Source organism: Salinisphaera sp. LB1, assembly GCF_003177035.1.
Lineage (GTDB): Bacteria > Pseudomonadota > Gammaproteobacteria > Nevskiales > Salinisphaeraceae > Salinisphaera.
Window position 1 is genome coordinate 1,847,748 of record NZ_CP029488.1, and the last position, 12,924, is coordinate 1,860,671.

General features: G+C 63.4%; 9 protein-coding genes. All 9 read left to right on the forward strand.

Annotated elements, in window-relative coordinates; genetic code table 11:
* The first annotated feature begins 115 nt into the window (after window positions 1-115).
* Complete coding sequence (gene mobA / locus SALB1_RS08365; protein WP_109993441.1) at window positions 116-703, forward strand: molybdenum cofactor guanylyltransferase MobA; 588 nt, start codon at window positions 116-118, stop codon at window positions 701-703.
* Window positions 704-986: 283 nt separating this feature from the next.
* Window positions 987-1,451: an NAD(P)H-dependent oxidoreductase subunit E gene (locus tag SALB1_RS08370; protein WP_109993442.1), complete on the forward strand. Its 465-nt coding sequence runs from the start codon at window positions 987-989 to the stop codon at window positions 1,449-1,451.
* Window positions 1,448-2,986 (forward strand): NADH-ubiquinone oxidoreductase-F iron-sulfur binding region domain-containing protein, encoded by a 1,539-nt coding sequence (locus SALB1_RS08375; RefSeq protein WP_109993443.1) that lies wholly within the window; start codon window positions 1,448-1,450, stop codon window positions 2,984-2,986. The genes SALB1_RS08370 and SALB1_RS08375 overlap by 4 nt, the downstream gene beginning before the upstream one ends.
* A 20-nt stretch (window positions 2,987-3,006) precedes the next feature.
* Window positions 3,007-5,910 carry a formate dehydrogenase subunit alpha gene (gene fdhF, locus SALB1_RS08380; protein ID WP_109993444.1) on the forward strand — a complete coding sequence of 968 codons (2,904 nt, stop codon included), beginning with the start codon at window positions 3,007-3,009 and terminating at the stop codon, window positions 5,908-5,910.
* Window positions 5,911-5,933: 23 nt separating this feature from the next.
* Window positions 5,934-6,152 (forward strand): formate dehydrogenase subunit delta, encoded by a 219-nt coding sequence (locus SALB1_RS08385; RefSeq protein WP_109993445.1) that lies wholly within the window; start codon window positions 5,934-5,936, stop codon window positions 6,150-6,152.
* 415 nt (window positions 6,153-6,567) lie between these two features.
* Window positions 6,568-7,830, forward strand: coding sequence for a gephyrin-like molybdotransferase Glp (gene glp, locus SALB1_RS08390; RefSeq protein WP_255414530.1), 1,263 nt, complete (start codon window positions 6,568-6,570; stop codon window positions 7,828-7,830).
* Window positions 7,831-8,177: 347 nt separating this feature from the next.
* Window positions 8,178-9,575, forward strand: a complete 1,398-nt coding sequence (locus tag SALB1_RS08395; RefSeq protein ID WP_255414531.1) for an OFA family MFS transporter — start codon at window positions 8,178-8,180, stop codon at window positions 9,573-9,575.
* 57 nt (window positions 9,576-9,632) lie between these two features.
* Complete coding sequence (locus SALB1_RS19025) at window positions 9,633-9,776, forward strand: hypothetical protein (protein ID WP_158590685.1); 144 nt, start codon at window positions 9,633-9,635, stop codon at window positions 9,774-9,776.
* Between the two features lie 111 nt (window positions 9,777-9,887).
* Entirely contained in the window at window positions 9,888-12,884 is a 2,997-nt protein-coding gene (fdhF, locus tag SALB1_RS08400; RefSeq protein WP_109993447.1) for a formate dehydrogenase subunit alpha, read from the forward strand.
* The last annotated feature ends 40 nt before the right edge of the window (window positions 12,885-12,924 follow it).

Here is a 12,924-nt window from a genome sequence, read left to right on the forward strand (position 1 = left end):
AAGCCTCGCTGTCGCCGCCGGGGACCTGCTGACGTTTGGAACGCTCGCGTTAGAAAAAGTTCTAACGCAGGAGACGAGCATTGCCCGAACCCGGCGGGATCGACAGAATAACGCCATGAAGATTGCTCCCGAACAGATTACCGCGGGCATCCTGGCCGGCGGCGAAGGCCGTCGCCTGGGAGGCATCGACAAGGGTTGGTACAGCTTGGCCGGTCAGTCGCTGATCGAACGCACGATCCAGCGTGTCCGGCCGCAGGCGGCCCGGATCGTGATCAGTGCCAATCGGTCACTGTCCCGGTATCGGAAGCTCGGTTATACCGTGCACGCTGATGACAGCGACGATCACCGCGGGCCCTTGGCCGGCATCGCAACCGTACTCAAGGCGGCGGCGACACCCTATGTGCTGATCGTGCCGGTCGACACGCCTATGATGCCGCTGGACATGGCGGAACGGCTGGCCGCCGCGATGAAGCCGGATACCGATATTGCGATCGCGCGTACGCCGGAACGCCTGCATCCACTGCACGCCCTGATGCGGCGTTCTATGCTCGACGATGTCCAGGCGGCTCTGTTCTCGGGCGTACGCCGGGTGGCGGACTGGCAGGAAAATACCGACCGCGTCATCGTCGACTGGGCTTCGGAGGAACGTTTCGCCAACATCAACAGTGACGAAGACGCCCGGACGCTCGCCGAACGGCTGTGATGCAGGACCCACGGGCGATGCGTTTGTGGGCCGGTGTGAGCTTCGCGATTGCGCGCTTTCAACAAATACCCGATTGATACTTGCCCTCCCAACGGGGAAGTTGGCCGTCCCAGGGGGCAAAGGCCATTGCGTGTGGCGCGCGCAGCCGGGAATCAAGTGCTGTGGCGTGGTGCCTAATCCAAAGGGCGTATTTGGTCGACCGTCAGTCGCGCGATAAAGTTTTAATACACACAATCAAGTTGCCCCACGATTGTCGTCTTTATTAAGACTAGGATTTTTAGCGATGGCCAAGGAACGGGACGACGCGGATGCCGCTGTACGAATGATTTGTGCAGCGCATGGCGACGATGAAGGTCCTTTGATACCCATTCTGCATGATATTCAGGCCAGCATCGGGTATGTATCTGACACCGCGATCGATACCGTGGCCGACGAGCTCAACCTGTCGCGGGCCGAAGTGTTCGGCGTGGTCACCTTTTATCACGACTTCCATCGAGCGCCGCATGCCACGCATACGCTCAAGGTCTGTCGGGCCGAAGCCTGTCAGGCTGTCGGCGGGCGTGATGTCTGGGCAGCGGCCACCGAGGCTGCTGCGAACGGCAGCGGGGAGGTCGGGGTCGAGGCCGTCTACTGCCTCGGTAACTGTGCCTGCGCGCCGTCCGTTCAGCTCGATGGCCGCACGCTCGGGCGGATGGATGCCGAGCGTGTCAGCGCACTTGTGGCCGCCGACAGCGGAGCCCCTTCATGAAATACTATATTTCCAAGGACAGCGCTGCCGTATCGATCGGTGCCGCTGAAACAGCCGTGGCGCTCGAACATGCCGCGCCGGAGGCCACGATCGTACGCACCGGCTCTCGTGGGCTGTATTGGCTCGAGCCGTTGATCGAGGTCGAGCAGAACGGCCATCGTCTGGGTTTCGGGCCGATCGCAGCCAACGAGGTTGCCTCCGTGGTCGAGGCCGTCGAAAACGGCCGGATGACCGAGCACCCGCGTTATGTCGATGATATCGATACGCTGCTCCGTAGCCAGGGGCAGCGCCGCGTGACCTTTGCACGCTGCGGCGTGATCGATCCGACCGACTGGGACGACTTCGTGGCCCACGGCGGCTCGGCCGGGCTGCGTGCCGCGCTCGAAAACACCGGGCAGGCGATCGTGGATGCGGTCAAGGAATCCGGGTTGCGCGGTCGCGGCGGCGCGGGTTTTCCGACCGGAATCAAGTGGCAGACCGTCCACGATACGCCGGAAACACCGAAATATATCGTCTGCAACGCCGACGAAGGAGATTCCGGGACCTTTGCGGATCGCATGATCATGGAGGGCGATCCGCTGACGCTGCTCGAAGGCATGGCGATTTCGGCAGCCGCAGTCGGCGCCACCCGCGGTTACATCTATCTGCGTTCCGAGTATCCGGACGCCGAGCGAACATTGAAACGAGCGATCGAGGTCGCCCGTGACAACGGCATGCTCGGCGAGGATGTGCTGGGTTCCGGCCGGGCCTTCGACGTTGAGCTCCGCATGGGCGCCGGCGCCTATATCTGCGGCGAGGAAACCTCGCTGCTCGAATCCCTGGAAGGCAAACGTGGCATGGTGCGCTTCAAGCCACCGCTGCCGGCGGTCAAGGGATTTCTCGGCCAGCCGACCGTGATCAACAACGTCATCACGCTGTCCACCGTGCCCGCGATCATGGCCCACGGTGCGCCGAGCTATCACGGTTTCGGTATCAACAAGTCCCGCGGCACCCTCACGATCCAGCTGTGCGGCAACGTCGCGCGTCCGGGGCTCTACGAACTGCCGTTCGGAGCCACGGTGGATCACGTGATCAACACGCTCGGGGGCGGTTCGGCGAGCGGCCGTCCGGTTCGTGCGGTTCAGGTGGGCGGCCCGCTGGGCGCCTATCTGCCATCGGCCGGTTTCGACACATCGCTCGGTTACGAGGAGATGGCCGAAAAGAACAGCATGATCGGTCACGGCGGCATGGTGGTTTTCGACGATACGGTCGACATGGCCCAGCAGGCCCGATTCGCGATGGAATTCTGCGATCTGGAGTCCTGCGGCAAGTGCACGCCCTGCCGGGTTGGCTCGGTCCGGGCTCAGGAGGTGATCGACCGCATCATCGCCGATGACGAGCGCGAGACCAATCTCGACCTGCTGCGCGAACTCTGCGACACCATGATCAACGGATCTCTCTGCGCCCACGGCGGGATGGCGCCGTACCCGGTGTTGTCTGCCCTCAACCACTTTCCCGAGGACTTCGGCGCGCGCGAGCCCGCCGAAGTTCAATAGCCGGACACCAGGAGGTCGTCATGGCATCGCTTAATCCCGTCGATTTCGGCACGCCGAAGCGAGAATCGGACACTCAGGTCACACTCGAGATCGACGGTCAGTCGATCACCGTGCCTGAGGGGACCTCGGTCATGCGCGCCGCGCTCGAATCCGGCATCGGCGTGCCCAAGCTCTGTGCTTCGGATAATCTCGAACCTTACGGTTCGTGTCGTCTGTGTCTGGTCGAAATCGAGGGCCGCAAGGGCTACCCGGCCTCCTGCACGACCCAGGTGGCCGAAGGCATGCAGGTCCGTACCACCTCCGACAAGCTGAATCAGCTGCGGCGTGGCGTGGTCGAGCTTTACATGTCGGATCATCCCGGCGCCAGCCGGGTGGCCGGTGAGCAGGACGGCAGCGGCGACGACGAACTGCTTGAGCTGGCGCGCGATCTGGGCGTGACCGAAAACCGCTACGCGAAGGACCCGCGCAATCACCAGGATGCGGTGATCGACACGTCCAATCCCTACTTCGATTTCGATGCCACGCGCTGCATCGTCTGCTCGCGCTGTGTGCGTGCCTGCGACGAAGTTCAGGGCACGTTCGCGCTGACCGTGGACGGCCGTGGTTTTGCCTCGATGATCAGCGCGGGCACCGATAGCGATGACTTTCTGTCGTCGGAGTGTGTGTCCTGCGGCGCCTGTATTCAGGCCTGTCCGACCGAGGCCTTGATCGAAAAGGACGTGGTCGAGCAGGGCATGCCCGATCGCGTGGAGAAGACCACCTGTGCCTATTGTGGCGTAGGCTGCTCGTTCAATGCCGAGATGAAGGGCGACGACGTCATCCGGATGGTGCCGGCCAAGGAAGGCAAGGCCAACCACGGCCACTCCTGCGTGAAGGGACGTTTCGCCTGGGGCTATACGCACCATCCCGACCGCATTACCTCGCCCATGATTCGCGACAAGATCACGGATCCCTGGCGCGAAGTCGGCTGGGAAGAGGCGATCGACTTCGCGGTCGACCGCATCAACGGCATCCGGGATCAGTACGGCCGGGCCGCGCTCGGCGCGATCACCTCGTCGCGCTGCACCAATGAAGAAACCTATCTGATGCAGAAGACCGCACGCGCGGTGTTCGGCACCAACAACGTCGATACTTGTGCGCGCGTCTGTCATTCGCCGACCGGCTACGGCATGAGCACCACTTTCGGCACCTCAGCCGGCACCCAGGATTTCGACTCGATCGAGCACTGCGACGTGGTGCTGGTGATCGGCTCCAACCCGACCGATGCCCATCCGGTTTTCGCCTCGCAGATGAAACGGCGGCTGCGCGCCGGCGCGAAGCTGATCGTGGCCGATCCCCGGGCGATCGATCTGGTGCGCTCGCCGCACATCCAGGCCGACTATCACCTGCAGCTCCGGCCCGGCACCAACGTCGCGCTGGTCAACGCCATGGCCCACACCATCCTCGAGGAGGGGCTGGAAAACCGCCCCTTCGTCGAGGAACGCTGCGATCTCGATGAATACGAAGGCTGGCGCGAGTTCATTCTCCGGCCCGAGAACAGCCCGGAGGCCACCGAGCAGTACACCGGCGTGCCGGCCGCATCCGTGCGTGCTGCCGCGCGGCTGTATGCTACCGGCGGTAATGCCGGGATCTACTACGGCTTGGGCGTGACCGAGCACAGCCAGGGCTCGACCATGGTCATGGGCATGGCGAACCTGTGCATGGCCACCGGCAACATCGGCCGTCCGGGCGTGGGCCTGAATCCGATGCGCGGCCAGAACAATGTCCAGGGCGCCTGCGACATGGGCTCGTTCCCGCACGAGTACCCGGGCTATCGCCATCTGTCGATGACCGAGGTGCGCGAGAACTATCAGAAGGAATGGAACGTCGATCTCGACCCCGAGCCGGGGCTGCGTATTCCCAACATGATCGACGCCGCCATCGAGGGCACCTTCAAGGCGATCTACATCCAGGGCGAGGACATCCTCCAGTCGGATCCCAACATCAAGCACATCGCGGCCGGCCTGGAGGCGATGGAGTGCGTGATCGTGCAGGACATTTTCCTGAACGAGACCGCCAGCTACGCCCATGTCTTCCTGCCGGGCTCGACGTTCCTGGAAAAGGACGGGACGTTCACCAACGCCGAGCGGCGGATCAACCGGGTGCGCAAGATCCAGACCGCGCCGGCCGGCTATGCCGACTGGGAGATCACCCAGATGCTCGCCCGGGCGCTGGGCTATCCCATGAACTACGCGCACGCCAGCGAGATCATGGACGAGATCGCCCGGACCACGCCCACCTTCGCTGGCGTATCCTTCGACAAGATCGATGCGCTGGGCAGCGTGCAGTGGCCCTGTAACGAAGATCATCCGCAAGGCACGCCGGTCATGCACGTTGATACCTTCGTACGGGGCAAGGGCAAGTTCATGCTGACCCCGTTCGTGCCGACCGACGAGCGGGCCAACCGCAAGTTCCCGCTGCTGCTGACGACCGGTCGGATCCTGTCGCAGTACAACGTCGGCGCCCAGACCCGTCGGACCGCCAACGGTCGCTGGCACGGCCAGGACGTGCTTGAGGTCCATCCGGCCGATGCCGAAGTTCGCGGCATCAAGGACGGCACGCTCGTGGCAGTGGCCTCGCGCATGGGCGAGACGACGCTGCGCGCGAAAGTCAGCGAGCGCATGACGCCGGGCGTGGTGTATACAACCTTCCACTTTCCGGAAACGGCGGCTAACGTCGTGACCACCGAGCATTCCGACTGGGCCACCGAATGCCCCGAATACAAGGTCACGGCCGTCGAAGTCACGCCGTCGCATACGATGTCCGAGTGGCAGAAGCGGTATATCGAGACCCGCGAACGTCAGCAGCGGATCGGCGACGATGAACAAAAGCCTGTGCGATCGTCCGAAACCGTCGCCGAAGGCGTCGATATTGGCGGCAAATAGCCGCGGTCGCTGGAGGTAAGGCAATGGAAGACCGAAAGATGGTGCATCGCGCCAACCAGATCGCGGCCTACTTCGAGGTCTACCCGGAAGAGCGCGCGATACAGGAGATACAGACCCACATCCGCAAATTCTGGGAGCCCCGCATCCGTGCCCAGTTGATCAATTATGCAGGCGACGACCTGCATCCGCTGGTACGGGAGGCGGTCGCTGGGCTCCGGAGCGAAGTGCAACGCCCGGCATAAGCGCACGTTTTCGCGCGCGCCGAAACCGCCGCGGGGCGCGGATTCCAGCGTTCCGCCGGAGCCGAAGCAAGCGTCACATCAATGGTAGCGGCGTGTCCGCTGCGCATTCGGCAGGGCGGATATGCCGCTGGCGCCGGGCATGTCTCTGTCAGTCGAACCAAGCGCCGCGATCGGGCGCTGCCGCCACGCAACGCGATGGTCGCCCTGATGGTCGCAGGGTTGCGGCAGGGAGCGGTCTTATTCGTCGGTTCGGTCGGGCCGCGTGCCCTTCGGTATGGCTGTTATCGACGGTGTGCCGCGATATGCCAAGCTGAGCGAGCCCGGCCCCGAGCGAGCCCGGAGTCTTCTACAATGAGGCCGACTGCCGGTAGCGTCATCGGCCGATTATTTTTGATTGACAAGTAACGGGGCCGCAATGTCCGAACCGTCGGGACAATTCATACCGCCCGCAGCGCCGCCCACGGCTGCCATGCCGCTGGCCGAGGCCCGGTGGCGTATCGACGAGCGCATCACGCCGATCGACGCAACTGAGCGGGTGCCGCTGCCGCAGGCGCTGCACCGCGTGCTCGGCCGGACGGTGACCTCGGACGTGAACGTGCCGAGCGCGCACAATTCATCGATGGACGGTTACGGCTACGCGGCGGACGACGTCGCGCAGGCCGGTATCCGGCTGCGAGTCGCGGGCCAGTCGCTGGCGGGGCATCCGTTCACCGGCCGGCTCGGCGCGGGCGAATGCGTACGCATCATGACCGGCGCGGTCGTGCCTGAAGGTGTCGACACGGTGGTGATGCAGGAGAACACCACCGAAGACGACCCGTGGATCGTGACGATCGACAAACCGGCCCAGGCCGGTGACAACATCCGGCCGGCCGGCGAGGACATCGCCCGGGGCGATGATGTGCTGGTTGCCGGTCATTTCCTGCGACCGGTCGATATCGCCCTGCTGGCGTCGGTCGGGGTCGCCGAGGTTGAGGTGTTCCGTCGTTTGCAGGTGGCCTTTTTCTCGACCGGTGATGAACTGCGGCCAATCGATGGGCCGCTGGCACCCGGCGAGATCTATGACAGCAACCGCTATGGCCTGGCCGCCCAGCTCGAAGCGCTAGGTATCGAGGGCGTGGATCTAGGCGCGATCGAAGACTCGCCGTCTGCGCTTGCCGCCGCCTTTGATGAAGCCGCTGGATGCGATGCGCTGATCACCAGCGGTGGCGTGTCCGTCGGCACCGCCGATCACGTGGTCGATGTGCTGCGTGACAAGGGTGCCATCGATTTCTGGCGGGTCGCGATCAAGCCGGGCAAGCCGCTCGCGTTCGGTACCGTTGGCAACGCCTGTTTTTTCGGCCTGCCGGGCAATCCCGTATCCGCGGCCGTCACCTTCATTCAGCTCGTCCGCCCGGCGCTGGTGCGTCTGGCCGGCGGCAGGCCGGCGGCGCCGATCCGGTTCACGCTGGAAACGGCAGCCGATTTGAGCAAACGGCCGGGCCGAGAGAATTTCCTGCGCGCCCGGATGGATTTCGAGACCGACCCGCCGCAGGTCGTGCCCATCGACCATCAGGGCTCGGGTGTGATGCGCTCGATGAGCCGAGCCGATGCCTTCATCGTGCTGCCTGCCGAGTGTGGCGACGTGCCGGCCGGAGCCGCCGTGACCGTCGAGCCGTTCGCGCAGACGATCTGGTCATAGAGCACGCCGCAATGCCGGTCATTTGAAAATACGTGCCCGAATCGGCGTAGCGGAAAGCGGATGAGCTCATTGTGCGGCGGTCGATCCGCCGGACCGCGGTGCTCGACGTCGAGAATGATCGATTTCGGAAAATGATCGCGCCGCCATCGTTTCGAGCGCGCTGTCGGTCCGGGCTCTGCAGGAGTGGGGGCAGGCCGTCCCGTCGTGCCGGCGCTTGATCGTTGATTTTTGGGGCCGCGCTACGCTATTCGGCGCTTGTGCAACCCATTGGTCCTCTAGACTTTTGTCGTACAAGCGGGCCGTCACCGGCCAATCCTGCTAATTTGAAGCCAAGCCATCAAAGAACCATGAAATGGCCAAGAACCATGGGGGAGAAACAAATGGCCGGTTTTCTGGATAAGTCGCGCACGGTCGCCAAGCCCGGTTTCAATCGCTGGATGGTGCCGCCCGCCGCGCTATGCATCCATCTGTGCATCGGGCAGGTCTATGCGTTTTCGGTCTTCAAGCTGCCGCTGACCCGCGTCATTGGCGTCACGGAATCCGCTCCGGGGGACTGGAACCAGCCCACGCTGGCCTGGATATTCTCTCTGGCCATCGCGGCACTCGGTCTGGCCGCGGCCTTCGGTGGACAATGGCTCGAGCGGGTCGGGCCGCGTAAGGCCATGGCCCTGGCGGCGGCCTGTTTCGGTGGCGGTTTCATCGTCAGTGCCTTCGGGGTCTGGTGGCACCAGATCGTGCTGGTTTATCTCGGCTACGGCGTGATCGGCGGCATCGGCCTCGGGATCGGTTACATCTCGCCGGTTTCCACGCTGATCAAGTGGTTCCCCGACCGGCCCGGGTTGGCCACCGGGCTGGCGATCATGGGCTTCGGCGGTGGCGCGATGATCGGTTCGCCGCTGGCCACGCTGCTCATGGCGCATTTCTCCAACGAAACCTCGGTCGGCGTGGGCGCGACCTTCGTGGCCATGGGCCTGATCTATTTCCTGTTCATGATAATCGGCGCGCTGATCGTCCGCACCCCCGCCGAAGACTGGCAGCCTGCCGGCTATGACCCGGACACGAGCCATCGCAATTCCGCGATGATTACGCGCTCCCACGTGCACGTGAATCAGGCCATGAAGACGCCGCAGTTCTACCTGCTCTGGCTGGTGCTGTTTCTCAACGTCACCGCAGGCATCGCGCTGCTGGAGCAGGCCTCGCCGATGGCCCAGGAGATGGTGGGTACCTCGGCGGCCGCGGCGGCCGGCTTCGTGGGCGTGCTGTCGATCTTCAACATGGGCGGACGTTTCATCTGGGCCTCGATTTCGGATCTGATCGGCCGCAAGGCCACCTATGCCATCTTCTTCGTGCTGGGCATGGCGCTGTATGCGCTCGTGCCATCGATCGCGGCCGGCGGGGGAATCATCCTGTTCGTCCTGGCCTGCTGCATCATCGTGAGCATGTACGGCGGCGGGTTTGCCACCGTGCCAGCCTATCTGCGGGATATTTTCGGCACGATGCACGTCGGTGCCATCCACGGACGACTGCTTACGGCCTGGGCCGCTGCCGGCATCGCCGGGCCGGTTCTGCTCAACTATCTGCGTGAAGGCCGCATCGAAGCCGGCGTTGCTCCGGCCGATGCCTACACCACGACGCTATACATCATGGTTGCTCTCCTGCTGGCCGGGCTGGTCTGCAACCTGCTCGTGCGCCCGGTAGCCCAGCGCCACCACTACCGGCCTGAGATGGCGGCCGATCCGGGTTGATCGCAAAAGTACGGATAAGTGCCGATTGCACGTTTATGCTTTGAAGAGGGATACTCGATGTCGTCACCATCATCAATCGCGAACGCGGAGAGCACGACACCGGTCTGGCAGATTGCGGCGCTCTGGGCGCTGGTGGGCGTTCCCGCCGCCTGGGGGTTCTTCGAAACCCTGAGCAAGGCGGTCGCCCTCCTGACCGGATGAGTTAGTTCGGAAACGGAACCCATGCGCATCGGTCAAGAGGCCGCATGATGGGTGACCGATGCCGGATACGTAAGGCTCTGCTTCGTCTCGTGTTCGCGAACAGGAGCCGACTTGGACCAGCAAAGCCAATTCTTCGATATCACCGTGGACGGTCAATCCGTGACCGTCCGTTCCGGGCAGCCGCTGCCCGAAGCGCTCGATGCGGCGGGCGTGTACATGCCCCATCTGTGCTATCACCCCAGCCTGGGGCCGATTCAGACCTGCGATACCTGCATGGTCGAGGTCGACGGCAACCTGGTTCGCGGCTGCGCGGTCACGGTCAAGCCGGGCATGGAGATCGGCCTGAACGTGGACGAAGCCGAATCCGCGCGACTGGAAGCCATCAACCGGGTGACCTCCAATCACGATCTGTATTGCTCGGTCTGCGACAACAATAACGGCGATTGCGCGGTGCACAACACCGTGCGCGACATGCACGTGCCGGGCCAGCACTACGAATACCGCGGCAAGCCCTACGACAAGGATTACTCCAACCCGTTCTATATCTACGATCCGGATCAGTGCATCCTGTGCGGCCGTTGCGTCGAGGCCTGCCAGAACCTGCAGGTCAACGAGACGCTGTCGATCGACTGGTCGCGCGAACGGCCCCGCGTGATCTGGGACGAGGACGTTGCGATCGAGGACTCGTCCTGCGTGTCCTGTGGTCATTGCGTCACGGTATGCCCTTGCAATGCGTTGATGGAAAAGACGGCCATCGGCAAGGTCGGGCCGATGACCGCGCTGTCGCCGCAGAATCGCGATGGCTATCGCAAGCTGGGCCGCGCCGCGATCGACGTCGTCAAGACGGCTGAACATACGACCGGGTTCGGCCCGATCTTCGCCGTGTCCGAGGTCGATGCGGCCATGCGTGAAACCGAGCTCAAACGCACCAAGACCGTCTGCACCTATTGCGGCGTGGGTTGTTCGTTCGAGATGTGGACGCGCGAGCGCGAGCTGCTCAAGGTCCAGCCCGTGCACGAAGCACCCGCCAACCAGATATCCACCTGCATCAAGGGCAAGTTCGGCTGGGGCCACATCAACAGCGAGCAACGCCTGACCAAGCCGCTCATTCGCGAGAATGGCGCCTTCCGTGAAGCGGAATGGGACGAGGCTTACGCGCTTATTGCGCGCCGTTTCAATGAAATTCGCGATGCGCACGGGCCGGACGCGCTGGCCTATATCGCTTCCTCGAAGTGCACCAATGAGGAAGGCTACCTGATGCAGAAGCTCGCGCGCGCCGTCATGGGCACGAACAACATCGATAACTGCTCGCGCTATTGCCAGGCACCGGCCACGGAGGGGCTGTGGCGCACGGTTGGCTACGGTGCCGATACCGGTTCCATCGCCGACATGGAGGCGGCCGACCTGTTGCTGATCGTCGGCGCGAACACGGCCGAGAGCCACCCCGTGATCGCGACCCGCTTCAAGCGGGCGGCCAAGCTGCACGGCCAGAAGCATATCGTTGCCGATCTGCGCAAGAACGAGTTGGCCCAGCGCGCCGATCTGCATCTCGAGCCGGCGCCGGCCACCGACATGATCTGGATGAATGCGATCTCGAAGTACTTGATCGACAACGGCTACCACGCCGAGGCATACATCCGAGAGCACGTCGACCACTTCGATGACTTCAAGGCCTCGCTGGAAGATTTCACCTTCGAGTTCGCCATCGAGCGCTGCGGCATCAGCCGCGAGACGCTGCAGAAGACGGCCGACATGATCGTCGAGGCTGATACCATCTGCGGCGTCTGGGCGATGGGCGTGACCCAGCATTCCATGGGCTCGGATACCGCGACCGCACTGTGCAATCTGTTGCTGGTGACCGGTAACATGGGCCGCTTCGGCTCGGGCGGCTATCCGATGCGCGGGCACAACAACGTCCAGGGCGCCTCCGACTTCGGCAACATGCCGGATCGTTTCCCGGGCTACGAGTTCGTCTCCGACGACGCCGTACGCCAGCGCTACGAAAAAGCCTGGGGCGTCGAGCTGTCGACGAACAAGGGGCTGAACAACCACGAGATGGTGCACAACATCCACGACGGCGATCTGAAATCGCTGTACGTCGTGGGCGAGGACATGAGCATCGTCGATTCCGACGCGCTCAATGTGCAGGCCGCTTTCGAGAAGCTCGAATTCTTCGTCGTGCAGGACATGTTCTTCTCGCGTACCTGCGAGTTTGCCGATGTCGTGCTGCCGGCCGGCCCCTCGGTGGAAAAGGAGGGCACCTTCACCAACACCGAGCGGCGGATCCAGCGCATCTACCAGGTCTTTCCGCCGCTGGGCGATTCAAAACCCGACTGGCTGATTCTCACCGAGCTGGCCAAGTATCTCGGCCACGACTGGGGCTACACCCATCCGAGCCAGATCATGCACGAGGCCGCCGGTCTGGCGCCCATGTTCGCCGGCGTTCATTACGATCGGCTGGCCGGCTTCAACTCGTTGCAGTGGCCGGTCGCCGCCGACGGCACCGATATGCCGGATCTTTATCCGGAACTCAAATTCCATTTCGATAACGGCCAGGCGAAATTCCATCCGGTGAGTTGGACTGAACCGACCGACCAGGTCGACGACGAATACGATCTGCACTTGAACAATGGACGCCTGCTGGAGCATTTCCACGAAGGCAACATGACCGACGAGACCGACGGCATCATCTACAAGATCCCGCACGGTTTCGTCGAGGTCTCGCCGGAACTGGCCGAAGAGCGCGGGCTGGAAAGTGGCGCCGTGGTCCGGCTCAAGTCGCGGCGCGGGGCGATCAAGGTCGCCGTCGAGGTGACCGACCGCGTGCAGGGCAAGCAAATGTACATGCCCATGCACGGCAAGAAGAATATCGAGGCGATCAACGTGCTCACCAGCTTCGAGGCCGACAAGGATACCGACACCCCGGCCTATAAGGAGCTGGCGGTGAACATGCAGGTGCTTGAGGACCATGGGCGGGCGCCGCTCAAGCCGAACAATCAGCGCAACAAGAAGCGGCATCCCACCAGCGGCGTTCAGGTCAACCAGAAATGGGAGCGCGACGACTACAAGCGCCCGCCCAAGATGCGCCCGACCGGCAGCGGTTTGTAGCAGGCCTTGAATTCACGCCACGGCCGCGATGCATCGCGGC

What these genes read in the sequence shown, in the direction of transcription:
- mobA (WP_109993441.1), top strand. Translation starts at nt 116, where the DNA reads ATGAAGATTGCTCCCGAACAGATTACCGCGGGCATCCTGGCCGGCGGC.
- SALB1_RS08370 (WP_109993442.1), top strand. Translation starts at nt 987, where the DNA reads ATGGCCAAGGAACGGGACGACGCGGATGCCGCTGTACGAATGATTTGT.
- SALB1_RS08375 (WP_109993443.1), top strand. Translation starts at nt 1,448, where the DNA reads ATGAAATACTATATTTCCAAGGACAGCGCTGCCGTATCGATCGGTGCC.
- fdhF (WP_109993444.1), top strand. Translation starts at nt 3,007, where the DNA reads ATGGCATCGCTTAATCCCGTCGATTTCGGCACGCCGAAGCGAGAATCG.
- SALB1_RS08385 (WP_109993445.1), top strand. Translation starts at nt 5,934, where the DNA reads ATGGAAGACCGAAAGATGGTGCATCGCGCCAACCAGATCGCGGCCTAC.
- glp (WP_255414530.1), top strand. Translation starts at nt 6,568, where the DNA reads ATGTCCGAACCGTCGGGACAATTCATACCGCCCGCAGCGCCGCCCACG.
- SALB1_RS08395 (WP_255414531.1), top strand. Translation starts at nt 8,178, where the DNA reads ATGAAATGGCCAAGAACCATGGGGGAGAAACAAATGGCCGGTTTTCTG.
- SALB1_RS19025 (WP_158590685.1), top strand. Translation starts at nt 9,633, where the DNA reads ATGTCGTCACCATCATCAATCGCGAACGCGGAGAGCACGACACCGGTC.